The organism is Brevundimonas sp. M20, assembly GCF_006547065.1.
Lineage (GTDB): Bacteria > Pseudomonadota > Alphaproteobacteria > Caulobacterales > Caulobacteraceae > Brevundimonas.
The window spans coordinates 2,462,946-2,486,267 of sequence record NZ_CP041243.1 but is presented as its reverse complement, the minus strand read 5'-3'; the positions used below and the strand labels follow the sequence as shown (position 1 = coordinate 2,486,267).

Below are 23,322 nucleotides of genomic sequence, written 5' to 3'. Positions count from 1 at the left end.
GAAGCTATGTTTTATCTGCTGTATCTGTATTTCCAGGACGTGGCGCCGGACTATCCGCTGCTGAACCTGATCCAGTATCAGACGGTCCGCGTGGCGCTGGCCATGGCGACCGCCATGATCGTCGCCGTGGCGATGGGCAGCCGCTTCATCAACTGGATGCGGGCCAAGCAGGGCAAGGGGCAGCCGATCCGCTCGGACGGACCGATCACCCACCTGTCGAAGGTCGGCACCCCGACCATGGGCGGCCTGATGATCCTGGCGGGCATCGCGGTGGCGGTGCTGCTGTGGGGCGACCTGACCAATCCCTACATCTGGATCGTCTCGCTGGTGACGGCGGCGTTCGGCGTGCTGGGCTTCATCGACGACTACGCCAAGGTGACCAAACAGACCTCGGCGGGCCTGACCTCGAAGCAGAAGCTGATCGCCCAGACCATCGTCTCGCTCATCGCGGGCGTTCTGACGGTGCTGTGGATGACGGTGTCGCCGACCTCTCCGGGCCTCGAGACCTCCATCGCCTTCCCCTTCTTCAAGGCGGTGCTGCTGAATGTCGGCTGGTTCTATGTGATCTTCGCCGCCTTCACGATCGTCGGCTTCTCGAACGCGGTGAACCTGACGGACGGTCTGGACGGTCTGGCCATCGTGCCGGTGATGATGGCGGCGGCGGCGTTCGGCATCATCGCCTATCTGGTCGGCAACTTTAAATTCTCGGACTATCTCGGCGTCCATCACGTGCCGGGCGCGGGCGAGCTGGCCATTTTCCTGGCGGCGATCATCGGAGGGGGCGTGGGCTTCCTCTGGTACAACGCCCCGCCGGCCAAGATTTTCATGGGCGACACCGGTTCGCTGGCCCTGGGCGGCGCGCTGGGCTCAATCGCCGTGGCCACCAAGCATGAGCTGGTGCTGGGCATCGTCGGCGGCCTGTTCGTGATCGAGGCCGCCTCGGTCATGATCCAGGTCGCCTACTTCAAGGCCACCGGAAAGCGCATCTTCCTGATGGCGCCGATCCACCACCATTTCGAGAAGATGGGCTGGCCGGAGTCGACCGTGGTGATCCGCTTCTGGATCGTCGCCGCCATGCTGGCGCTGGCCGGTCTGGCGACGCTGAAACTGCGATAGAGCCATGATCCCCGTCCCCGGCTTTGAAGGACGGAGGATCGCGGTCTTCGGCCTTGGGCGGTCGGGACTGACGGCCGCGCGCGCGCTGAAGGCGGGCGGGGCGCTGCCGGTGCTGTGGGACGACAGCGTCTCAAGCCGGATGCAGGCGGAGGCTGAAGGGTTCGCGGTCGAGGACCTGACGATCGCCGACTGGTCGGATTTCGCGGCGCTGGTGCTGTCGCCGGGCGCGCCGCTGACCCACCCCAAGCCGCACTGGACGGTCGAGAAGGCGAGGGCCGCGGGCGTCGAGGTGATCGGCGACATCGAACTGTTCGCCCGCGCGCTGGCGGCGCTGCCGGAGGGACAGCGGCCGCGCGTGGTGGCCATCACGGGGACCAACGGCAAATCGACCACGACGGCCCTGATCGGCTGGGTGCTGAAACAGGCCGGGCTGACGGTGCATGTCGGCGGCAATATCGGCATCGGCGTGCTGGCCCTGCCGGAGCCGACGAAGGACGCCGTCTATGTGATCGAGGTGTCGAGCTATCAGCTGGACCTGACGACCAGGTTCGCGCCCGACGTGGCGATCCTGACCAACGTCTCGCCGGATCATCTGGACCGGCATGGCGGGATGGAGGGGTACGTCGAGGCGAAGACGCGAATCTTCCAGGCGCAGGGAGCGAAGGCCGTGGCGCTGGTGGGCATCGATGATGCTTTCGGCCTCAAGGTCGCGAATGGACTGAGCGCTCGGGAAGACAGGGTCTCGCTGATCTCGACGGTCAAACATCATCACTGGGACGACTGGCAGGTCGGCTTCAGAAAGATGGGCGCGGTCACGGCGTTTGACGGCGTGCTGCGGACTCCGGACGGAATCGCCATCGACATCACCACCGCCCGCTCCCTCCCGGGCCGCCATAACGCCCAGAACGCCGCGTTCGCCTATGCCGCCGCGCGGGCCGTCGGGGTGTCGCACGAAGCCGCCGTCGAGGGCTTGCTCACCTTCCCCGGTCTGGCGCACCGGATGGAGACCGTGGGCCATCTGGGCAAGGTCCGGTTCGTCAACGACTCGAAGGCCACCAACGCCGACGCCGCGCGGCAGGCGCTGGCCAGCTATGAGCGTAGCTTCTGGATCGCGGGCGGGCGGGCCAAGGCGGGCGGGATCGATGATCTGGAGGATCTGTTCCCCCGGGTGGTCGAGGCCTTCCTGATCGGCGAGGCGGCCGGGCCGTTCGCGGCTAGGCTGGGCGAGACCCCGCACCGGATCAGCGGCGACATGGCGACGGCCGTCCAGCAGGCTTATGAGGCCGCCGCCGCGACGGGCCGGGACGAGGTGGTGCTGCTGAGCCCCGCCGCCGCCAGCTTTGACCAATATCCGGACTTCGAGGCGAGGGGGGAGGCGTTCCGCGCCGCCGTTCTGGCGCTCGGGGCCACACCTGCGAGCGTCGCATGACCCAGCAGAGCTATAATCCCGCGTTCTCGCGCAACGATCAGAGCCTGCTGGCCCAGTGGTTCTGGACCATGGATCGCGGCCTGCTGGCCGCCGCCCTGATGCTGATGGGGCTGGGGGTCGCGCTGAGCTTCGCCTCGTCGCCCGCCGCCATTCTGGCTGACCAGTCGATCAGCGATCCGTTCCACTATTCGTGGCGGATGATCGTCTTCGCCTCGATGGGGCTGGCGGCCATGCTGGTCATGTCCTTCCTGTCGCCGCGCGGCGTGCGACGGATCGCGGTGCTGGCCCTGCTGGGCGCCCTGTTCATCATGGCCCTGCTGCCCTTCATCGGGGACACGGTGAAGGGGGCGGCGCGCTGGATCAATCTGGGGCCGTTCAGCCTGCAGCCGTCCGAGTTCGCCAAGCCCGCCCTGATCGTCTTCGCCGCCTGGATGTTCTCCGAGGCGCAGAAGGGGCAGGGGGTGCCGGGCGTCAGCATCGCCTTCGGCGTCTGGGCCGTGACGGTGGGCCTGCTGCTGATCCAGCCGGACATCGGCCAGACCCTGCTGATCACCACCACCTTCATGGCCGTCTTCTTTATGGCCGGGGTGCCGCTGAAGTGGGTGATGGCGCTGGCGGGCGCCGGCGCGGCGGGGGTCGTGGCGCTGTTCTTCACCTTCAGCCACATGCGCGATCGCCTGAGCCGGTTCGGTTCGGACGACGCGGGCGCGACCTATCAGATCGACCGCGCGTCCGAGGCCATCCGCGCGGGCGGGCTGGTCGGACGGGGCGTGGGCGAGGGGGTGATGAAGCGCTCCGTGCCCGACCTGCACACCGACTTCATCTATTCGGTCGGCGCCGAGGAGTTCGGGCTGGTGCTGAGCCTGATCATGATCGGCCTGTACGCCTTCATCGTCATTCGCGGGATGCGGCTGGCGATGAAGCTGAATGACCCGTTCGAGCAGGTGGCGGCCGCCGGGCTGTTCATGCTGATCGGGCTGCAGGCCTGCATCAATATCGCGGTGAACCTGAACCTGATCCCGACCAAGGGGATGACCCTGCCCTTCATCAGCTACGGCGGCTCGTCGATGCTGGCCATGGGTCTGACGATGGGGTTCGCCCTCAGCCTGACCCGACGTCGTCCGGGCGCCTATGAGCCGGGCGCCACGCTCGGCGAACGCCGCCGCATCCTGCCCTAGTCAGGATTGCATCGACCGCATTCCCATGGTTGTCTTGATGATCAACCATAAGGGGATTGCGTGATGCGTATCAAGAAGTCCTGGGTTCTCGGCGCCGTGGCCTCTGGCCTTGCTCTTGCGGCGACGGCGAGCATGGCGCTCCCGCGCGACATGACCATCATCGACTACTACAGCGACGCAACCCATCAGGAGCAGGTCGGCACCTACGTTGAATTCTGCTCTGGCCATCGCAACACGGTCGGCACGGTGACGGCGTACACCGAGACCATGCGCCACCGCTGCTATTCCGGTATTGATTATGATCTGTTGATCTCCGACTGGTACAAGTTCCAATGCGCCACGCCGGGGGCGACCTGTTACTTCGACTGAGCCTTGAGGCTCGTCATCGAGCCTGAAGTGGATTGCGAATGGGGCTGGCGACCAGCTTGACGGAATGGCGGTGAAGGTCTGCGTCGTCGCCGCCGGGGGCACCGGCGGGCATATGTTCCCCGCAGAGGCCCTGTCGCGCGAACTGACCGCGCGCGGCTGGCGCATCGTGCTGGCCACCGATCACCGGGGCGAGCAGTACGCCCATAGCTTCCCGGCCGAGGAACGGCTGGCGCTGGACGCCGCCACGGGCAGCGGGCCGCTCGGCATGGCAAAGGCGGGCGTGGCGATCCTGAAGGGCGTGGGACAGGCGCGGGCCGCGCTGACGCGACTGGACGCGGCGGTGGTGGTCGGCTTCGGCGGTTATCCGTCGGCCCCCGCCCTGCTGGCGGCGCTGAGCCAGAAGCGCCCGACCCTGCTGCATGAACAGAACGCGGTGCTGGGCCGGACCAACCGCTGGCTGGCCCCCTGGGTCGGCGCCATCGCCTCATCCTTTCCCAATCTGCAGAAGGTCCCGGAGAAGGTTCAGGAGCGCGTGACCCTGATCGGCAATCCGGTGCGCCCGGACATCCGGGCCCTGTACGAGCGGGCCTTCGCGGCGCCGGTCGACGGCGGGCCGATCCATGTGCTGGTGACCGGCGGCAGCCAGGGCGCCCGCATCCTGTCCGAGACCGCGCCGCGCGCGCTGGCGGCCCTGCCGGAGGCGATCCGCAGCCGACTGAAGGTGCAGCAGCAGTCGCGGCCCGAGACGCTGGAGAGCGCGCGCCAGATCTATCTGGAGGCCGGGATCGAGGCCGAGGTGGCGCCCTTCTTCCGGGACATGGCCGCGCGCCTGTCGACGGCGCATCTGGTGATCGGGCGGGCCGGGGCCTCGACCTGTTCGGAGCTGGCGGTGGCGGCCCTGCCGTCGCTGCTGATCCCGCTGAAGATCGCCATGGACGACCATCAGCGCTTCAACGCCGCCAGTCTGGCGGACGCGGGCGGGGCCGAGGTGATGCTGGAGGACGCGGTGACGGTCGAAGCCATGACCGCCGCGCTGAACGCCATCCTGTCGGACCCGGCGCGTCTGTCGGCCATGAGCGCGGGCGCGCGTTCGGCGGCCCTGCCGGACGCCACGGCGCGGCTGGCGGATATTGTCGAGGCGGCGGCGCGCTAATCCTTCTCCCCCGGAGGGGAGAAGGAAGAAACAGGGACACGATCCGGCGGGTCGCGCGTTAGCTTCACCATGCCGACATTCGTGACCGACCTGTCCCGCGATATCGCCGCCCTGTGGCGTGAGTTCAACTGGCTGCCCGAGTGGGCGGTGATCGCGCTGATCGTGGCGGTCTTCATGCTGATCGGCTGGGCGGCGAACCAGCTGGTGTTCTGGCTGCTGAAGCTGGCGGTGCGGAAACGGGACCTGTTCTGGCGCGGGCTGGTGGGGCGGGCGCGTCTGAAGGTGCGGGTGATGGTGATGATCATCGCCCTGGCGCTGGCGGTGACGGTCTCGCCCATGGACCCCGGCCCGTCGGAGACGATCCGGCAGATCCTCGGCTTCGTCTTCGTCCTGACGCTGGGCTGGATGGCCGTCGGGGCGTCCGACATGTGGGCGATCATCTACATGCGGCGCTTCAATCTGGCGGAGGAAGACAACCTCATCGCCCGCAAGCATGTGACCCAGACCCGCATCCTGCAGCGGGTGGCGGCGCTGCTGATCGCGCTGGTGACGCTGGGGCTGGCGCTCATGACCATCGGGGCGGTGCGGCAGTGGGGGATGAGCCTGCTGGCCTCGGCGGGGGTGGTCGGGATCATCGCCGGTCTGGCCCTGCAGCCCCTGCTGACCAACCTGATCGCCGGCGTCCAGATCGCCACGGCCCAACCGATCCGGCTGGATGACGCCGTCATCGTCGAGGGCGAGTGGGGACAGGTGGAGGAGATCACCTCGACCTATGTGGTGGTCAAGCTGTGGGACTGGCGGCGGATGATCCTGCCGCTGAGCTATTTTATCACCACGCCCTTCCAGAATTGGACGCGGGAGACGGCGCGCCTGATCGGCACGGCCTTCCTGTATGTGGACTATGAGGCGCCGATGGACCGGCTGAGGGCCGAGCTGGAGCGCATCTGCAAGGAAAGCCCGCGCTGGGACGGGGACGTCGTCAATCTGCAGGTGACCGACATCACCGACCGGGTCGCCCAGATCCGCTGTCTGGCCAGCGCCCGCAACGCGCCCACGGCCTTCGACCTGCGCTGCGAAATCCGCGAGAAGATGCTGGCCTTTATCCGGGACGAATGCCCGGAGGCGCTGCCGAGACAGCGGCAGTTGAACTCGGGGATGGAGTTTGATCCTTCTCCGCTCGGGGCGATGGAGCGACCCTCCTGATCCGCTCATCCCGCCTTCGCGGGGGTGAGCGGCATCCTAGGAGGCCAACGCCTCACGCCCGACCGTGACCGCGTCTTCCAGCGTGCTGACGCCGTAGGGGCCGACGGAGGCGGGGTCGCAGGCGGCGGCCAGCAGCTCGGCGGCGTCTCCACCCTCGACGGCTTCATAGGCGGGAGCGGTATCGGGCGTGGCCGGACCTTCGGCGCCGCCGGCCTTCACGGCCGCGAAATCCAGCCGGTCGGCGGTGTGCGCCGCGCAGTCGAAGCGCCACCAGGACCAGCCGCCCCAGTAAGCCTGATCGCCGACGTGGAAATCCGCCTCGGTCACCTGGAAGGCGCGCAGACGGACGCCGTCCCGGTCACGCTCCAGCGAGACCATGTCGGCGAGGACCGCGAACCGTCCGACGCCGATCAGCACGAAACGATGCTCGCCCGTGTGCTCCTCCTGTGGTCGGCCTGTCGCCGGGGCGGCGAGCAGGGTGAAGAGCAGCAGGAGCGGCAGGACGCGTTTCATCCGGCCATCGTAACCGGACGTTGACCGGGGTTCGAGTAGGCTTGCGTCCATGACGCGCTTCATGACGCTGGATTTCGCCGACGGAGACCGCCCCGCGCTGCTGGCGCAGGTGGCCGCGATGGCGCGCGGACCCTACGGCTATGTGGTCACGCCGAATGTGGACCATGTGATCAAGCTGATGGACGGACGGGTGGCCGAGGACGTCTATCGCGGCGCGGCGCTGATGATCTGCGACAGCCGTATTCTGGCCCATCTGGCGAAGCTGCGGGGCAAGCGGCTGTCGGTTTATCCGGGGTCGGACATGACGGCGGACCTGCTGGCGCCGGACCATGACCTGACCTTCGGCGTGTTCGGCCCGGACCGGGCGGCGTTCGACGATCTGGTCGCCCGCTATCCCGGCCGCCGGTTCACCTTCATCGAAGCGCCGATGCTGACGCCCGGCACGCCGGAGTGGGACGCGGTGGTGAAGACCGCCGCCGCCGCCGAATGGGACGTGCTGCTGGCCTGCGTCTCCTTCCCCAAGCAGGAGCGCTTCGCCCATGCCCTGCGCGCCGCAGGACGGCCGTTCGGCGTGACCCTGTGCGTGGGGGCGTCGATCGACTTCCTGACGGGCCGCCAGCACCGGGCGCCGAAGATCTTCCAGCAGCTGTCGCTGGAATGGCTGCACCGCCTGCTGAGCCAGCCGAAGCGGATGTTCCGGCGCTACGTGATCGAGGGGCCGGCGATCTTCGGGTGGTTCGTCAGGACGGAAGTGCTCAGCCGCTAAAGGGCGTTGGCGGGGTCGTGCAGTCGGGCGGCGGGGCACGGAAATCCGTCCAGCTCGGCTGTGGCTTGATCCAGCGCTCTGTTCCGGCGGCCTTGTCGATGGCGTCCTGCAGACGGGTTACGACCGGAGGCATCCCCGCCTCATCGCCTACATAGTCGACGATTATCTTCTTCTGCCCACCGATATTGATGCCAATGATGTAGGTGGGATTGTCGGTCACCTCGGCGGTGTACTCGTCTTCGAGGGAGAAGACGTCGGCTCTGCGGAACAGCTCGACCAAGGCGCTGAAGTCCTTCGGGTCGATCCGCCCTGTCTGCCAGCCGAGAGCCCGGACGCCGGCGCGGCCGCAGAAATAGACAGTGCCGTCGCTACGCAAGGTGGTGAGATAGGCCGGACAGGTCCCGAAGCAGCCGGTGCGTTCAAGGAAGATGCTGATCGGCTTTCCGTTCGTACCCGGAAACGGGATGTGGCGGGTCGGTGTCCGGACGGGCGGCAACACCCTGACCCATTGCGAACTGCGGATGGTTTGGCCGGGGCGCGCGTCTCGCCACCATGCCTCCCTGGCGGCCTCGGCGGCGGCGGCCCGGGTAGCGTTGGACAGGTCCCCGATCTGGTCGTTGAAACGAAGCGCCTCGACCTCGCCCCGGCCGTCAACAAGAACATCAAAGAGGATCATGCCCCAGGGGCAGCCGGGTTCCCGGCAGTAGATGCTGAGTTCGGGCGGCCGGGGCTGTTCCGCCATGGGAAGGGTGCGGGCCTGCCTGAGCCAGGCGGTAGCCTCAAACTTAAGGTCAGCGGCATGGACGGCCACGACAGCCACGGTCGCCAGTCCCGCCAGAATGAGGTCCAGAGGCAAGCGCCTCATCACGCCACCAGCGTCTCAGCCTGCGTCAGGTCCACGCTGACCAGCTGGCTGACCCCGCGGTCCGGCATCGTCACCCCATACAACCGGTCCATGCGGCTCATGGTGACGGGGTTGTGGGTGATGACGATGAAGCGGGTCTCGGTGCGGTTGCGCATCTCGTTGAGCATGCGGCAGTAGCGGTCGACGTTGGCGTCATCCAGCGGTGCGTCGACCTCGTCCAGCACGCAGACGGGGGCCGGATTGGCGAGGAAGACGGCGAAGATCAGGGCGGCGGCGGTCAGGGCCTGCTCGCCGCCGGACATCAGGCTCATGACCGACAGACGCTTGCCGGGCGGGCAGGCGTAGATTTCCAGACCGGCCTCCAGCGGGTCGTCGCTCTCGACCAACTTGAGCTCGGCCTGACCGCCGCCGAACAGGGCTTCGAACAGGGTGCGGAAATTCTCGTTGATGATGTCGAAGGCGGCGATCAGGCGCTCGCGGCCCTCGGCGTTCAGTTCGTCGATGCCGTCCCGCAGTTTGGCGATGGCGCTGGTCAGGTCGGAGCGTTCGACCTTCATCGTCTGCAGGCGGTCGCCGTAGTCGTTGGCCTCCTCCTCGGCCAGCAGGTTGACCGCGCCCAGCGCCTCGCGCTCGCGCTCCAGCCCGAACAGCAGGCTTTCGGCGCCGGCGGCGTCGGGGGGGCGAGCGACGGCGTCGTCGGTCAGCTTCTGGCCCAGCTCCTCCGGCGACATCTGCGCCGTTTCCTCGACGTTCTTCGTGGCGTCGGCCAGCTTTTCGACGGCGGCCTCGGCGCGGGCGGCCAGGCCGGCGCGGGCCTCGCGCGCCTGCGAGGCGGCGGTTTCGGCGGCGCGGGCTGCGCGGTCAGCGTCCCCGGCGGCGGTCTCGGCCAGGGCGAGGGCGTCGGCGGCCGCCTTTCGGCGGGTCTCGGCAGTGGTCAGGGCGTCCAGCAGGGCCGAGCGCTGGGCGGCCAGCTGATCGGGTGCGTCGGATGCCTGCTTGAGTTTGGCGGCGGTGGTGGTCGCGTCCTTCTCCAGCGCGGTGACGCGGGCCTTGGCGTCCTTCGCGCGTCCGGCCCAACCTTCGCGCTCCCGCTTGATGCCCTCGACGCGGGACTGGCGGGCGGCGACCTCGCGGGCCTCGCTGTCGCGCTCGACGCGGGCGGTGGCGGAGGCGGTGCGGGCGGCGTCAGCGGCGGCGCGGGCGGTGGTCAGCTCCTCGCGCAGGGCGGCGAGGGTTTCGGATGGCGCTTCGGTCCCCTGCGCCTCCTGAAGGGCGGCCTCGGCGGCCTCGACCTCGGCGGTCAGGCGCGTCAGGGTCTCGTCCAGCGCCTGCGCGCGGGCTTCCTTGCGCGCCTGTTCGCGACCGAGGGCCTCGACGCGGTCGCGGGCGGCGGTCACGGCCTTGTCGAGCGGGAAGGGGGCGGCGCGGGCGGTCTTCACCCGCTCCTCAGCCCCGCGGAAGGCGTCGGTGGCGGACTTCAGCGCGGTCTGGGCGGCGTCGAGCGCGGGCTTGCCCTGATCAATCTCGGCTTCGAGCTCGGACAGGCGCGTGCGCTGGGCCAGACGGACGGCGGCGGGGCGCGGGGCCTCGGCGCGCTGGACGAAGCCGTCCCAGCGCCACAGGTCGCCGTCGGTGGTGACCAGACGGGCGCCGACGGGCAGGTCCTTCGCCAGGGCCGCGACCTGATCCTTCGCCGCCACGCCGCAGAGGGCCAGACGGGCCTTCAGCTGATCGGGGGCCGAGACGTGGTCGGCCAGCGGCGTCACCCCCTTGGGCCATGACGGCGTGGGAACCGTCGCCCCGGCCCAGTAGGCGGCGGCGCGGGCGTCCAGCGCGGCGTCCAGATCGTCGCCGAGGGCGGCGGCGAGGGCGGCTTCATAGCCCTTGTCTGCCTGCACCCTGTCCAGCGCCGGGGCGTGCTCGCGCTTGCCCTGAACCAGCAGCTGGGCGAGGCCGCGGGCCTCGGTCTGGAGGCGGCCCAGACGGTCCTCGGCGGCGCGGGCGGCCTGACGGGCCTCCTGTTCGGCCCGGGCCTTGTCGCCCCGGTCCGCCTCGGCGGTCTCGACGGCGGCGCGGGCGGCCGTCAGGGCGGCCTGCGCCTGTTCCAGAGCGGTGCGGGCGGCCTCGATCTCAGGCGTCTCGAGCGGGCCGAGCGCATCGCGTTCACGCTGGGCCGAGGCGAGCTGAGTTCTGGCGCGTTCGACGCGGGCCTCGGCGTCCCTCTTGCGAGCGTTCTCGGCGGAGACGCGGGCCTCGACGGCGGCGACGGCCCCGGCCACGCGCTCGACCTCGGCATCGGCGGCGCGGCGCGCGTCTTCGGCGGCCAGCAGGGCGGCGTCCAGTTGCGGGCCTCGCGCGGGCGCGGCGGCGATCTCGGCGGAGACGCGGTCGAAGGCCTCGGTCAGCCGGGCCAGCTCGCTTTCAGCGTCGCCGGCCATGCCGGTTTCGCGCTCGATGTCGGCGGCGATGCGGGCGCCCTCGGCCTTCAGCCGCTCGACCTCGGCGCGGGCCTGCTGCTCGGCCATGTCGAGGCGGTCGCGCTCCAGGCTGGCGCGATGCAGCAGGGCGCCGGCGACGGCGTCTTCCTCGCGCGCGGGCTTCAGGGCTTCCTGCGCGTTCAGGGCGGCGGTCTGGGCGCGGCCGGATGCGGTGGTCGCCTCCACCACGGCGCGGTCGGCCTCGGCCAGTTCCTGCGCGGCGCCCTCGGCGGCGAGGCGGGCGTCGTTCCAGCGGACGTAGAGCAGCGATGCCTGAAGCGCGCGGATCTCGGCGGAGATCTTCTTGTACTTCTCGGCCTGCCGCGCCTCGCGCTTCAGGCGCCCGAGGGTGGTCTCCAGTTCGCGACCGATGTCGTCGAGACGTTCGAGGTTGGCCTCGGCGGCCTTCAGGCGCAGTTCGGCCTCGTGGCGGCGAGTGTGCAGGCCCGCGACCCCGCCGGCTTCCTCGAGAATGCGGCGACGGTTCTGGGGTTTGGCGGCGATCAGTTCGCTGATCTGGCCCTGACGGACGAGAGCCGGGGAGTTGGCGCCGGTTGAGGCGTCGGCGAAAAGCAGCTGGACGTCGCGGGCGCGGACCTCCTTGCCGTTGATCCGGTAGGTCGAGCCCTGCCCCCGGTCGATGCGGCGCGACACCTCGAGGATCGGGCTGTCGGTGAAGGGCTGGGGCGCGCGGCGCTGGGCGTTGTCGATGGTCAGCTGGACTTCGGCGTGGCTGCGCGGTGGGCGGTTGGCGGCGCCGGCGAAGATGACGTCGTCCATGCCCTGACCGCGCATGGCCTTGGCCGAGTTGGCGCCCATGACCCAGCGCAGGCTCTCAAGGACGTTGGACTTGCCGCAGCCGTTGGGGCCGACGATACCGGTCAGGCCGGGCTCGATATGGAATTCCTGCGCGTCGACGAAGGACTTGAAGCCGACGAGTCTGAGGCGCTGGAACTGCACCGGCGGGTGGGCCTAGCGGGCCGCGGCGGCCGCGCGGACGGCGACCTCCAGACCGCCCAGAGAGCGGTCGGTCACGCGGCGTCCGTTGACGAAGAAGGCGGGGGTGGTCGTCGCTCCGGCGGCGGCGGCTCCGTTGATGTCCCGCTCCAGCGCGGCGCGCGTGGCGGGCAGGTCGGCGCAGGCGGTCAACTGGGCGCGGGTGCGGCCGCTGACGGCGATGGCCGGGTCGTACCAGTCCTCCTGACGCCCGCCGTTCAGCACGGCCGACTGACCGCGCATCAGGACCGAGACCACATCGAAGAACTTTTCCGGCGCCGCACAGCGCGCCATCGCGGCGGCGGGCAGGGACAGGCTGTCCGGGCTGGTCGGCAGGTTGCGGAAGACAAAGCGCACCTGACCGGTGTCGATCAGGCGCTGCTTGAAGAGCGGAAAGACGAACTGGTGCCAGTCCGAACAGTGGTGGCAGGTGAAGGAGGCGTACTCGATCACCGTCACCGGAGCGTCGGCGCGGCCCAGCGTGCGGTCGGCCGCTGTGACGGCCGGGACGGGAGCCGCGGGCGTCTGCGCCTGTGACGGCGCGGACGTCGTCGCAAGCAGCGCCGGCAGGGCCAGCGCCAGAAGCAGAAGGGTTCGCCGCGGCCCCGTCAGCATGGGCTTACTTGGCCAGTTCGGCGTCGATTGCGGTCGACAGGTCGGTCAGGGTCGCGCCGCTGTTCGAGCCGGGGCTGATCACCTGCGTGCCGTTGACGAAGAAGGTCGGCGTGCCGGTGACGCCGGCGCGCAGGGCCTGACGGTCCCGTTCGTCGCTGGCCTTGAGGTTTTCCGGGTCCTTGATGCAGGCCTCGATCTGGCTGTTGCTCAGGCCCGCGCCGTTACCGATGCGGAACAGGGTCGAGCGCGGGTCGGCGCCCTGCAGTTCAGGCAGGTTCGACATCAGCTCGTGGACGACGTCGAAATACTTGTCTTCACCGGCGCAGCGGGCGACGGCGAAACCGGCGGCGGCGACGTTGGCGGGCGGGGTGCGCAGTTCGCGGAAGACGTAGCGGACCTTGTTGGTGTCCACATATTTGGCCTTGAAGCCGGGCCAGGTCTCTTCCTGCCAGGCGGCGCAGTGGGGGCAGGTGACCGAGGCGTATTCGATGACCGTGACCTTGGCGCCTTCGGCGGCGCCGAGGGCCATGTCGCCCTGGGCGGGGGCGGAAGACCCGCCGCCACAGCCGGTCAGTGTCGCCATGGCGGCGAGGGCGGCGGCGGACAGGGCCGCGCGGCGGCTCATGTCGGCGTAACGGAACGTCATGGGGCAGTCCTCACTCGACGAGATTTCCAAGCATCGCGCGATTCTGTCGCGCGCGTGCGTGCAAGGACTTTCGAGAACAGGTGCGGCGAAGGTTTGTCAACGACAACCCTTCGCCGTCTGAAACCCCGCAGGGGTTATTTCGCCAGTTCGGCGTCGATGGCCGCGGCGATGTCATTCAGGGTCGGGCCGCTGGCCGAGCCGGGGCTGACGATCTTCGTGCCGTTGACGAAGAAGCTGGGGGTGCCGTCAACACCGGCCTCGCGCGCCGCGCGGGCGCGGGCGTCGATCGCCTCAAGGCCCTTCGGGTCCTTGATGCAGGTCTCGATCTGGCTGTTGGTCAGACCCGCGCCGTTGCCGATGCGGAACAGGGTGTCGCGCGGATTGCCGCCCGTCTGCCATTCGGTCTGGCTTTCCATGATGGCGTGGACGACGTCGAAATACTTGTCCTCACCGGCGCAGCGGGCGACCTGGAAGCCGGCGACGGCGACATTGGCCGGGGGCGTCGGGATTTCGCGGAAGACGAAGCGGACCTTGTTGGTGTCGATATAGCGGGTCTTGAAGGCTTCCCAGTTCTCGTGCTGCCAGGCGGCGCAGACGTGGCAGGTGACCGAGGCGTATTCGACCACGGTGACCGGGCCGGTCCCCATCGACATGTCCCCTTCAGCGGCGGCGGTGGTGTCCTTGGCGCAGCCGACGGCCAGTACGGCCGAGGCCGCGATCGCGGTCACGATGGCCGCGCGGCGGCTGATGAAGGTGGTGATGTTGCGCATGGAAGCCCCTCTGGTTCGGGGCGGATCGAGACCCGTCGGAGGCCGCCTTGTCAACGGTTCAGGTGTCGCGGGTCTCGCGCAGGACCGCCCGCCCCAGCTTCTCCAGCGCCCCCTTGAGACTGTCGGGCGCGTCGGCGAGGGAGGCCTTCAGCTCGGCCTCCTGATGGGCGGGCAGGGGGGCGGCGGTCGCGGCCTTGCGGGCCGGGGCGGCGGGCGTGTCCGGCAGGGGCTTAACCGGTCCCTGGGCGATGCGCAGCTTCTCGACCGCGCCGGGCCCCAGGAACAGGTTGACCCGCTGGATGATGTCCTCCGACTGGTGCTGGACCAGCAGGGCGGCGGGACCGGCCACGCGCAGCTCCAGCGTGCCCCCGGCGCCGGCGCGCCCTTTGGTCAGTTTCTGCGGGCGGGTGACGCGGGCCAGCCGTTCGCCGACGATTTCGCGCCAGCGCGGCTCCAGCGCGCCCGCGCCGCGACCAAGCTTGGCGTCCAGTTCCTTGATCAGCCCCTGAAGCGCGCGACCGGCCTTGGGCGCCGGGCGGGGAGCCGGGCGGGTGCGTCGGCGGGACAGGATTTCCCGGGCTTCGGCGTCAGTGGGCAGCGTGCGGCGCATTTCCGGGTTATAGCGCGACCGATGCCTTCCGTCCCCGCCGACGTGCCCGCGATCCGATCCGCCCTGCTGGGCTGGTATGACGTCCATGCGCGGACGCTTGTCTGGCGCGCGCCGCCCGGATCGAGGGGGCGGCCCGATCCGTACCGGGTCTGGCTGTCCGAGGTGATGCTGCAACAGACCACCACGCCGCACGCCACGCCGTACTTCCTGAAGTTCACCGAGCGCTGGCCGACGGTCTCTGATCTGGCGGCGGCGGAGGATGCGGATGTCATGGCCGCCTGGGCGGGGCTTGGGTACTACGCTCGCGCCCGCAATCTGCTGGCCTGTGCGCGAGCGGTGGCGGGCGGGCACGGCGGCGTGTTCCCCGATACCGAGGCGGGGCTGCTGGCCCTGCCGGGGGTGGGCGCCTACACCGCCGCCGCCGTCGCCGGCATCGCCTTCGGCGAGGCGGCCAATGTGGTGGACGGCAATGTGGAGCGCGTCATGGCACGGCTGTTCGCGGTCGAGACGCCCGTGCCGACGGCCCGGCCCGAACTGCGCGCGCTGGCGGGATCGCTGGTGCGGGACGAGCGGCCGGGGGACTGGGCGCAGGCGTTGATGGATCTGGGAGCCACCGTCTGCCGTCCGAAGTCGCCGCTATGCGGGGACTGCCCGCTGACGACATGGTGCGCCGGATATGCGGGCGGCCAGCCGGAACGCTATCCGCTGAAGCTGAAGAAGGCCGAGCGGCCCCGCCGGTCAGGCGTCGCCTGGGTGTTGAGGGATGAACAGGGGCGTGTGGCGCTGGTCCGCAGGCCGGACAAGGGGCTGCTGGGCGGCATGCTGGGCCTGCCGACCTCGGACTGGAGCGCCGCGCCGGACACGATACCGCCCGTGGACGCCGACTGGCGCGAGGCGGGGTTCGTCGAGCACGTCTTCACCCATTTCAGCCTGACGCTGGACGTGCGGACGGGCGAGGGGACGGGCGACTTCGTCTGGACGCCGGTGGAACAGGCGCTGGGCGCGCTGCCGACGGTGTTCAGGAAGGCGCTGGAGCGGGGGCTGGGTGCGTTTTCGGGATGAGATCAGGCGCCGGGCGACAAGCTCCGGTAGGCATCAGCAATGTCGTTGCCGAAGACCTGAATTAGATAGGAAGCGACAATCAAAAGAAGCGAGTACGTGAGGGCCGAACTGGCCCCGATCAGCAAATCTTTCCAGATCGGCCGCCCAACTTTCAGTGCTTCGGCCTCGATTTCCGGCGTCGCGACATCAATGATGGTGTCGGCATATGCGGAAAGGGCGCTTTCAGCATTCTCCCGGAGCGCCTGCAGAGACGTGTCAGTCCAGGTTTTGTTATAGGCGTTCAGCTCTTTCAAACTTGGCGAGCGCTGATTTTCTGAGTGGAATGCAATCAGCCATTCCCGCTTCGCCTGCTTGTAGAGACCGTAGGCGATGAAGCCTTCAATATCGTCGGTGTCGGTGACGAGCCGCTCAAAGACCTCGTTGTAGGTCTGTGAGTGCGACATCAGCTTGCGGAGACTGCGGACTTCTTGCGCAAAGCCGCCTTGGCATTGGCAAGAGCGGTGTCGTAAACATCACGGTTCATGGATGTGATGACCGTGCCATTCGCGGCGCGTCGGTGCACAAATACGCCGCTGTCCTTGTCCCGCCCCTTAAGGCTGACCACGGCACCGTTGGTGCGTTGTTTCTTCATCGCCATTCCTGATCATATGGGCAAAGGCGCCTGATCCGCAATCTTGCCCTATTGCATCCCCGCGCGGATTTCGGCGCGCAGGGCGTCGATGCTGCGGAAGCCCTGATCGGTCTTGAAGCGCCAGTAGGTCCACCCGTTGCAGGCGGGGGCGTTCTCGAACAGGGCGCCGAGCTTGTGGATCGAGCCGCTGAGCGAACCGGCGACCAGAGAGCCGTCGGCGCGGACGCGGGCCTCGCGTTCGCCCTTGGGGCAGTACAGGCGGTCGCCCGGACGCAGCAGGCCCGCCTCGACCAGGGCGCCGAACGGCACCTTGGGTTCGTTACGCTTGGAGCCCATGACGGCCAGGTCTTCCGGCGCGGCGGGGATGACGGCCTTGATGCGCTTCTCGGCGACCTTGGCGTAGGTCTCGTCGCGCTCGATGCCGATGAAGTGGCGGCCCAGACGCCTGGCGGCGGCGCCGGTGGTGCCGGTGCCGAAGAAGGGGTCCAGAACCACGTCGCCCGGCCTGGTCGCCGACAGCAGCACGCGGTGCAGCAGGGCCTCGGGCTTCTGGGTCGGGTGGGCCTTCTTGCCGTCGGCGTCCTTGATCCGCTCGTCACCCGTACAAAGGGCGAGCGTCCAGTCCGAGCGCATCTGGGTGTCTTCGTTGAAGGCCTTCAGCGCGTCGTAGTTGAAAGTGTAGCGCTTCTGGTCGCGGCTGCGGGCGGCCCAGATCAGGGTCTCATGGGCGTTGGTGAACCGGGTGCCCTTGAAGTTCGGCATCGGGTTCGACTTGCGCCAGATGATGTCGTTCAGAACCCAGAAGCCCAGGTCCTGGATCGCCGTGCCGAGGCGGAAGACGTTGTGATAGCTGCCGATCACCCAGATGGAGCCTTCCGGCTTCAGCACCCGGCGGCATTCCTTCAGCCACTCGCGGGTGAAGGCGTCGTACTCGGCGAAGCTGCCGAACTTGTCCCAGTCGTCGTCGACCGCGTCGACCTTCGAGTTGTCGGGACGCAGCAGGTCGCCGCCCAGCTGGAGGTTATAGGGCGGATCGGCGAAGACCATGTCGACCGAGGCGTCGGGCAGGGTGCGCAGCACCTCGATGCAATCGCCCCGATGGATGACGTCGGTCTTGAGTTCGGACATGGAAACGCGGCCCCGCACAGGATTGAGCGGGCATGGTGAATCCTTACGGTTAAGGCGGGGTAACCGGTCGGGGCGTCTGCGGGGGTCCGTGTCACCGGAATTGATGTTTCGGTCGGGAGGCCGCGCGGAACCGTCACAGGCGCTCACGTTTTGTTACGCGCTCAGGGTCGCCTTCGCAGTGCACAAGCGGTAAGCGGGGCGCATGCAACAGCGAGCGGAGCGAATCCGCCGCGTGATCACCACGGTTCAGGGGCTTAACTGATGACTCAGTGGGTGTACGGCTTCGGCGGCGGTTCGGCCGACGGCGACGCTTCGATGAAGAATCTTCTCGGCGGCAAGGGGGCGAACCTGGCCGAGATGTCGGCGCTGGGGCTGCCGGTCCCGCCGGGCTTCACCATCACCACCGAGGCCTGCAACCACTACTATGCGCAGGGCCAGAGCTATCCCGCTGACCTGACCGAACAGGTGAAGGCCGGGCTGGCCAAGGTCGAGGGCATCGTCGGCAAGACCTTCGGCGACGCGAAGAATCCGCTGCTGGTCTCGGTCCGCTCGGGCGCCCGCGCCTCGATGCCGGGGATGATGGACACGGTCCTGAATCTGGGCCTGAACGACGAGACGGTGGAAGGTCTGGCGGCCCTGTCGGGCGACCGCCGCTTCGCCTTCGACAGCTACCGCCGTTTCATCACCATGTATTCGAACGTGGTGCTGGGCATCGGCCACGACGAGTTCGAGGAGGTTCTGGACGACCACAAGGACCGTCTGGGCGTCACCGTCGACACCGATCTGACGGCGAAGGACTGGGAAAAGGTCGTCGCCGACTACAAGGCGGTGGTCGAGCGCAACCTCGGCCACGCCTTCCCGCAAGATCCGAATGACCAGCTGTGGGGCGCCGTCGGCGCCGTGTTCACCAGCTGGATGAACGACCGGGCCAAATTCTATCGCCGCATGCACGACATCCCCGAGAGCTGGGGCACGGCCGTGAACATCCAGTCGATGGTGTTCGGCAACATGGGCGAGACCTCGGCGACGGGCGTGGCCTTCACGCGCAATCCGTCGACGGGCGAAGCGAAGCTGTACGGCGAGTTCCTGATCAACGCCCAGGGCGAGGACGTGGTGGCGGGCATCCGCACGCCGCAGTCGCTGACCAGGGCGGGCCGCGAGGAGATGGGCGAAACGGCCCTCTCGATGGAAGAGGCCATGCCGGAGGTGTTCGGCCAGTTCGTGGAGGTGGTGACCAAGCTGGAGAGCCACTACCGCGACATGCAGGACATCGAGTTCACGGTCGAACAGGGCCGCCTCTGGATGCTGCAGACCCGCAACGGCAAGCGCACGGCCAGGTCGGCGCTGAAGATCGCCGTGGAGCTGGCCGCCGAGGGCGTGATCTCGCAGGAAGAAGCCGTGTCGCGGGTCGAGCCCGCCGCGCTGGACCAGCTGCTGCACCCGACGCTGGACCCGAACGCGGCCCGCACCGTGGTGGCGCAGGGCCTGCCCGCCTCGCCGGGCGCGGCGACGGGCGCCATCGTCTTCGACGCCGACGAGGCCGAGCGTCTGGCCCAGCTGGGCGAAGCGGTCATTCTGGTGCGCGAGGAAACCTCGCCCGAAGACATCCACGGCATGCACGCGGCGCGCGGCATCGTCACGGCGCGAGGCGGCATGACCAGCCACGCCGCGGTGGTCGCGCGCGGCATGGGCCGTCCCTGCGTCTCGGGCGCGGGCGAAATCCACATTGATGACAAGGCGCGGACCTTCACCGCGCGCGGCCGCACCTTCAAGGCGGGCGAGGTCATCACCATCGACGGCGGCAAGGGTGAGGTGCTGGACGGCGCCGTGGCCATGATCGAGCCGGAACTGACCGGCGACTTCCAGACCCTGATGGGCTGGGCGGACAAGGTGCGTCGCCTGAACGTCCGCGCCAACGCCGAGACCCCGCTGGACGCCAGGACCGCGCGCGGCTTCGGCGCCGAAGGCATCGGCCTGTGCCGGACCGAGCACATGTTCTTTGACGACACCCGGATCGCCGCCGTGCGCGAGATGATCCTGGCTGATGATGAAGCGGGTCGCCGGAAAGCTTTGGCCAGGATCGCGCCGTTCCAGAAGGCGGATTTCGTCGAGCTGTTCACAATCATGTCGGGCCTGCCGGTGACGGTGCGCCTGCTCGATCCGCCGCTGCACGAGTTCATCCCGCACACGGAAGAGGACATCGACGCCCTCGCCGCCGGTTCGGGGCTGGACGCCGCCAAGCTGAAGCGCCGGGCCAAGGAACTGCACGAGACCAACCCGATGCTGGGCCATCGCGGCTGCCGCCTCGGCGTCGCCTACCCGGAAATCTACGAGATGCAGGTCCGCGCGGTGCTGGAAGCCGCGCTGGACGTGAAGAAAGCATCAGGCCTGGCCCCGATCCCGGAGATCATGCATCCGCTGGTCGCCCTGGGTCTGGAGATGAAGTATCTGCGCGAGCTCACCGACCGGACGGCGAAGGCCGTCTTCGAGGAGGCGGCTGACACGGTCGAGTATCTGGTCGGAACCATGATCGAACTGCCCCGCGCCGCCCTGCGCGCCGGAGATCTGGCCGAGCACGCCCAGTTCTTCAGCTTCGGCACCAATGACCTGACCCAGACCACCTTCGGCATCAGCCGCGACGATTCCGGCCGCTTCCTGCAGGCCTATATGGACAAGGGTATCTTCGAGACCGACCCGTTCGTCCGTCTGGACCGTGACGGCGTCGGCGACCTGATCCGCATCGCGAAGGAGCGAGGCGGGGCGGTGCGCGCCGACATCAAGATGGGCATCTGCGGTGAACACGGCGGTGATCCGTCGTCGATCGCCTTCTGCGAGGAGGTGGGCCTCAGCTACGTCAGTTGCTCGCCCTATCGCGTGCCCATCGCCCGTCTGGCCGCGGCCCAGGCCGCGCTGGATGCGCGGTCGGGGGCGGAGCGCGAAAAGGACAGGTAGGTTTCGCATTGCCAGAATTGGGCCACGATAAGGTCTGGATTGGCGTATCGGCGTCTGTGCCTGCAATCTCACAGTCTTGGGGAAGTCAGCGGACAGGTCTGGAACCTGTCCGTTCCCGACCCATTTTGTATCCCGCTGGATGGGGCCGGTGACCACAGAAGTCACCGCATCTAGAGGATACAGAAACAATGCGTAACGTTCTTCTCGCGACTGCCGCCATTACTCTGATCGCCGCGCCGGCCATGGCGCAGGAACCCGGTTCGCGGGTGACCGGCTCGATCGGTTACACGCAGCTGGATACGGACGGCGGCGACCTGGGCGCCGTCACCGGCCGTATGGGCTATGACTTCACCCGCAACTTCGGCGTCGAGGGTGAAGCCTCGATCGGCGTGAGCGACGACGACTTCACCGTCGCCGGCGTGCCGGGCACGGTGGAGCACAAGTATGACGCCGCCGCCTATGGCGTCGCCAAGCTGCCGATCAACGAGAATTTCGAACTGTTCGGTCGTCTCGGCTACGGCACCACGCGCGTGAAGGCCGAGGTCGCCGGCATCCAGGATTCCGACAGCACCGAGAGCATCAACTACGGCGTCGGCGCCAACTACTTCATCGACGGCCAGAACGGCATCCGCGCCGACTGGACCCGCCGCGACTTCCGCGGTGACGCCGGTGAAGCCGACACCTACGGCGTGAGCTTCGTGCGTCGCTTCTAAGCGACTTAAGCCTGATATGACGAAGGCCCGCGGTGCGAACCGCGGGCCTTTTTCGTGGTCGCCGTGCTGAACTCAGGCGACGCCGGGTTGCAGGGCCCAGCGCATCGAGCCCTCGCCGAAGGGGCGGAAGAACAGTTCGCGGTAGTGTTCGAACACCTCGACGATGCGCGAGGCCAGATCCTGGGCGACGGTCTCGCCGCGCTGGCGTTTCATGGCGGCCACGCACTGAACGACATCCTTCTGATGCGCGGAACCGCCCATGCTTTTCAGCACGGTCGCGATATCCTCGGCCAACGGATCGATGGCCTTGCTCCAGGGATTGGTGTTCTGAGCCATGCGGGCGCCCCCTTGTTCTCGACACTGAAGAACGGGTCGCAAAAACAGGCGCAGGATGCAAGCGTGACCGCGATTTCGTGATCAGGGCGAGTGACGGACCGGGTCGGCTGGACCCGGTCCCCCGGTCGATCAGTTGAACAGGAAGTTCATCACGTCGCCGTCCTTGACGACGTAGGCCTTGCCTTCGGCGCGGAGTTTGCCGGCCTCGCGGGCCTTCGCTTCGCCCTTGAAGGCGATGTAGTCCTCGAAGGCGATGGTTTCGGCGCGGATGAAGCCCTTCTCGAAGTCGGTGTGGATCACGCCGGCCGCTTGCGGAGCGGTGTCGCCGACGTGGATGGTCCAGGCGCGCGCTTCCTTGGGTCCGACGGTGAAGTAGGACTGCAGACCCAGCAGGGCGTAGGCCTCGCGGATCAGGCGGTTCAGGCCCGGTTCGGCCAGACCCAGGGTCTCGAGGAATTCGGCCTGTTCCTCGGCGTCCAGCACGGCCAGTTCGGAATCGATCTTGGCCGAGATGACGACCGACTTGGCGTTGTCGGCGGCGGCGCGTTTGGCGACCAGATCGGACAGTTCGTTGCCCTTGTCGGCCGAGCCTTCATCGACGTTGGCGACGTACAGGGCGGGCAGGGAGGTCAGAAGCTGCAGCATGTGCCACGCCTTCTGGTCTTCCTTCGAGATTTCGGCGACGCGGGCGGGCTTGCCGGCGCGCAGTTGCTCCAGCGCAAGATTGATCAGACGCAGGGTGTTCTGCATCTCCTTGTCGCCGGTCTTGGCGCGCTTCTCGACGTTGGCGTAGCGCTTCTCGAGGCTTTCGAGATCGGCCAGCATCAGCTCGGTCTCGATGATCTCGAGGTCGCTGATCGGGTCGATGCGGTTCTCGACGTGGGTGATGTCGTCGTCGACGAAGCAGCGGGCGACGAAGGCGATGGCGTCACAGTCGCGGATGTTGGCCAGGAACTGGTTGCCCAGACCTTCGCCCTTGGACGCGCCGCGCACCAGACCGGCGATGTCCACGAAGGTGATGCGCGACGGGATGATTTCCTTGGAGCCCGCGATCTCGGCCAGGGCGTTCAGGCGCGGTTCGGGCACGGCCACGTCGCCGGTGTTCGGCTCGATGGTGCAGAACGGGTAGTTGGCCGCCTGGGCCGCCGCCGTCTTGGTCAGGGCGTTGAACAGGGTGGACTTGCCGACGTTGGGCAGGCCGACGATCGCGACTTTAAGGGCCATGGTCTTCTGGAGCTTTCGAGTGAGCGCGAGCCTTTAGCGGGTTCGATCCCGTTTGTCAGGCTCGCGCGTGTTCGAGCGCCTCAGTGGCCGGTCGGCGTGCCGTACTCGTCGATCTTCGGCTGGCCGATGGTCGCCTGAACCGTCACCGGAGCGGCGGCGGCGAAATTCAGGGTCAGGGGGATGGTCTGGCCCTCGGTCAGCGGCTGTTCAATGGCCAGCAGCATGATGTGGTTGCCGCCGGGCTTCAGCTCGACCGTCTGCCCGGCCGGAAGGGGCAGGCCCGCCTTCAGCTGGCGCATCATCATCATATTGCTCTCGATCTTGCTCTCGTGGATCTCCGTCCGCCCGGCGGCGGGGGTCGAGATGCTGACCAGGGTGTCAGCGGCGGGCGAGGTCAGGGTCAGGTAGCAGCCGGTCGCCTGACGGCCGACCGGGGTGGGACGGCACAGGGCGTCGGCGACGACGACGGCGGCCTGCGAACCGGCCGGGGCTTTCGCCCCGTCGTTGGAACAGGCGCCCAGCAGGGCGGCGACGGCGGCGAGGGGGATCAGGGTGCGGATCATGGTCTGG

23 protein-coding genes are annotated in these 23,322 nt (G+C 68.3%); 10 read left to right on the top strand and 13 right to left on the bottom strand.

Features of this window, described 5'->3' with window-relative positions:
- Positions 1-6 precede the first annotated feature (6 nt).
- The 6 genes from mraY (at position 7) to FKQ52_RS12250 (ending at position 6,448) form a co-directional block, all read left to right on the top strand.
- Positions 7-1,116: a phospho-N-acetylmuramoyl-pentapeptide-transferase gene (mraY, locus tag FKQ52_RS12275; RefSeq protein WP_141627444.1), complete on the top strand. Its 1,110-nt coding sequence runs from the start codon at positions 7-9 to the stop codon at positions 1,114-1,116.
- A gap of 4 nt (positions 1,117-1,120) precedes the next feature.
- Positions 1,121-2,545 carry a UDP-N-acetylmuramoyl-L-alanine--D-glutamate ligase gene (gene murD, locus FKQ52_RS12270; RefSeq protein ID WP_141627443.1) on the top strand — a complete coding sequence of 475 codons (1,425 nt, stop codon included), beginning with the start codon at positions 1,121-1,123 and terminating at the stop codon, positions 2,543-2,545.
- Positions 2,542-3,723 (top strand): putative lipid II flippase FtsW, encoded by a 1,182-nt coding sequence (ftsW, locus tag FKQ52_RS12265; protein ID WP_141627442.1) that lies wholly within the window; start codon positions 2,542-2,544, stop codon positions 3,721-3,723. The genes murD and ftsW overlap by 4 nt, the downstream gene beginning before the upstream one ends.
- Positions 3,724-3,786: 63 nt before the next feature.
- Positions 3,787-4,092: a DUF6289 family protein gene (locus FKQ52_RS12260; RefSeq protein WP_141627441.1), complete on the top strand. Its 306-nt coding sequence runs from the start codon at positions 3,787-3,789 to the stop codon at positions 4,090-4,092.
- A gap of 64 nt (positions 4,093-4,156) precedes the next feature.
- On the top strand, positions 4,157-5,245 hold the full coding sequence (gene murG / locus FKQ52_RS12255) for an undecaprenyldiphospho-muramoylpentapeptide beta-N-acetylglucosaminyltransferase (RefSeq protein WP_141627440.1): 1,089 nt from the start codon (positions 4,157-4,159) through the stop codon (positions 5,243-5,245).
- Between the two features lie 69 nt (positions 5,246-5,314).
- Positions 5,315-6,448, top strand: coding sequence for a mechanosensitive ion channel family protein (locus FKQ52_RS12250; protein ID WP_141627439.1), 1,134 nt, complete (start codon positions 5,315-5,317; stop codon positions 6,446-6,448).
- A 36-nt stretch (positions 6,449-6,484) separates the two neighbouring features.
- On the opposite strand, the gene FKQ52_RS12245 is transcribed toward FKQ52_RS12250, so the two are convergent.
- Positions 6,485-6,961 carry a hypothetical protein gene (locus FKQ52_RS12245; protein WP_240811643.1) on the bottom strand — a complete coding sequence of 159 codons (477 nt, stop codon included), beginning with the start codon at positions 6,959-6,961 and terminating at the stop codon, positions 6,485-6,487.
- Between the two features lie 49 nt (positions 6,962-7,010).
- Here FKQ52_RS12245 and FKQ52_RS12240 point away from each other — a divergent pair, with 49 nt between their 5' ends.
- Positions 7,011-7,727 carry a WecB/TagA/CpsF family glycosyltransferase gene (locus tag FKQ52_RS12240; protein ID WP_141627438.1) on the top strand — a complete coding sequence of 239 codons (717 nt, stop codon included), beginning with the start codon at positions 7,011-7,013 and terminating at the stop codon, positions 7,725-7,727.
- Here FKQ52_RS12240 and FKQ52_RS12235 read toward each other — a convergent pair.
- The 6 genes from FKQ52_RS12235 to FKQ52_RS12210 all read right to left on the bottom strand — a co-directional run bounded on the left by FKQ52_RS12235 (position 7,717) and on the right by FKQ52_RS12210 (position 14,706).
- Positions 7,717-8,547, bottom strand: coding sequence for a DUF6438 domain-containing protein (locus tag FKQ52_RS12235; RefSeq protein ID WP_141627437.1), 831 nt, complete (start codon positions 8,545-8,547; stop codon positions 7,717-7,719). The two genes, FKQ52_RS12240 and FKQ52_RS12235, sit on opposite strands and share 11 nt — an antisense overlap.
- Before the next feature lie 44 nt (positions 8,548-8,591).
- Entirely contained in the window at positions 8,592-12,029 is a 3,438-nt protein-coding gene (gene smc / locus FKQ52_RS12230) for a chromosome segregation protein SMC (RefSeq protein WP_141627436.1), read from the bottom strand.
- Between the two features lie 12 nt (positions 12,030-12,041).
- Positions 12,042-12,680, bottom strand: a complete 639-nt coding sequence (locus FKQ52_RS12225; protein WP_141627435.1) for a thioredoxin domain-containing protein — start codon at positions 12,678-12,680, stop codon at positions 12,042-12,044.
- A gap of 4 nt (positions 12,681-12,684) precedes the next feature.
- Positions 12,685-13,326, bottom strand: a complete 642-nt coding sequence (locus FKQ52_RS12220; RefSeq protein WP_141627434.1) for a thioredoxin domain-containing protein — start codon at positions 13,324-13,326, stop codon at positions 12,685-12,687.
- A 134-nt stretch (positions 13,327-13,460) separates the two neighbouring features.
- Positions 13,461-14,096 (bottom strand): thioredoxin domain-containing protein, encoded by a 636-nt coding sequence (locus FKQ52_RS12215; protein WP_141627433.1) that lies wholly within the window; start codon positions 14,094-14,096, stop codon positions 13,461-13,463.
- 58 nt (positions 14,097-14,154) lie between these two features.
- Positions 14,155-14,706: a DUF721 domain-containing protein gene (locus tag FKQ52_RS12210; RefSeq protein ID WP_141627432.1), complete on the bottom strand. Its 552-nt coding sequence runs from the start codon at positions 14,704-14,706 to the stop codon at positions 14,155-14,157.
- Positions 14,707-14,727: 21 nt separating this feature from the next.
- Between FKQ52_RS12210 and mutY the strand changes: the two genes are divergently transcribed.
- Positions 14,728-15,768 carry an A/G-specific adenine glycosylase gene (gene mutY / locus FKQ52_RS12205; protein ID WP_141627431.1) on the top strand — a complete coding sequence of 347 codons (1,041 nt, stop codon included), beginning with the start codon at positions 14,728-14,730 and terminating at the stop codon, positions 15,766-15,768.
- Positions 15,769-15,770: 2 nt separating this feature from the next.
- Here the strand turns inward: mutY and FKQ52_RS12200 are convergent, their stop codons facing one another.
- From FKQ52_RS12200 to FKQ52_RS12190, 3 genes are read right to left on the bottom strand one after another with little or no spacing between them, the layout of a single operon-like run.
- Positions 15,771-16,211 carry a type II toxin-antitoxin system VapC family toxin gene (locus FKQ52_RS12200; RefSeq protein ID WP_141627430.1) on the bottom strand — a complete coding sequence of 147 codons (441 nt, stop codon included), beginning with the start codon at positions 16,209-16,211 and terminating at the stop codon, positions 15,771-15,773.
- Positions 16,211-16,405, bottom strand: coding sequence for a hypothetical protein (locus FKQ52_RS12195; RefSeq protein ID WP_141627429.1), 195 nt, complete (start codon positions 16,403-16,405; stop codon positions 16,211-16,213). The genes FKQ52_RS12200 and FKQ52_RS12195 overlap by 1 nt, the downstream gene beginning before the upstream one ends.
- A 42-nt stretch (positions 16,406-16,447) precedes the next feature.
- Positions 16,448-17,527, bottom strand: a complete 1,080-nt coding sequence (locus FKQ52_RS12190) for a site-specific DNA-methyltransferase (protein WP_141627428.1) — start codon at positions 17,525-17,527, stop codon at positions 16,448-16,450.
- Positions 17,528-17,788: 261 nt separating this feature from the next.
- On the opposite strand from FKQ52_RS12190, the gene ppdK reads away from it, so the two are divergent.
- Positions 17,789-20,479 (top strand): pyruvate, phosphate dikinase, encoded by a 2,691-nt coding sequence (ppdK, locus tag FKQ52_RS12185; RefSeq protein ID WP_141627427.1) that lies wholly within the window; start codon positions 17,789-17,791, stop codon positions 20,477-20,479.
- A 188-nt stretch (positions 20,480-20,667) separates the two neighbouring features.
- Positions 20,668-21,192: a porin family protein gene (locus FKQ52_RS12180; RefSeq protein ID WP_141627426.1), complete on the top strand. Its 525-nt coding sequence runs from the start codon at positions 20,668-20,670 to the stop codon at positions 21,190-21,192.
- Between the two features lie 72 nt (positions 21,193-21,264).
- Here the strand turns inward: FKQ52_RS12180 and FKQ52_RS12175 are convergent, their stop codons facing one another.
- The 3 genes from FKQ52_RS12175 to FKQ52_RS12165 form a co-directional block, all read right to left on the bottom strand.
- Complete coding sequence (locus FKQ52_RS12175; protein ID WP_141627425.1) at positions 21,265-21,528, bottom strand: hypothetical protein; 264 nt, start codon at positions 21,526-21,528, stop codon at positions 21,265-21,267.
- Between the two features lie 129 nt (positions 21,529-21,657).
- Positions 21,658-22,752: a redox-regulated ATPase YchF gene (ychF, locus tag FKQ52_RS12170; RefSeq protein WP_141627424.1), complete on the bottom strand. Its 1,095-nt coding sequence runs from the start codon at positions 22,750-22,752 to the stop codon at positions 21,658-21,660.
- 80 nt (positions 22,753-22,832) lie between these two features.
- Positions 22,833-23,315, bottom strand: coding sequence for a copper chaperone PCu(A)C (locus FKQ52_RS12165; protein WP_141627423.1), 483 nt, complete (start codon positions 23,313-23,315; stop codon positions 22,833-22,835).
- Positions 23,316-23,322 lie beyond the last annotated feature (7 nt).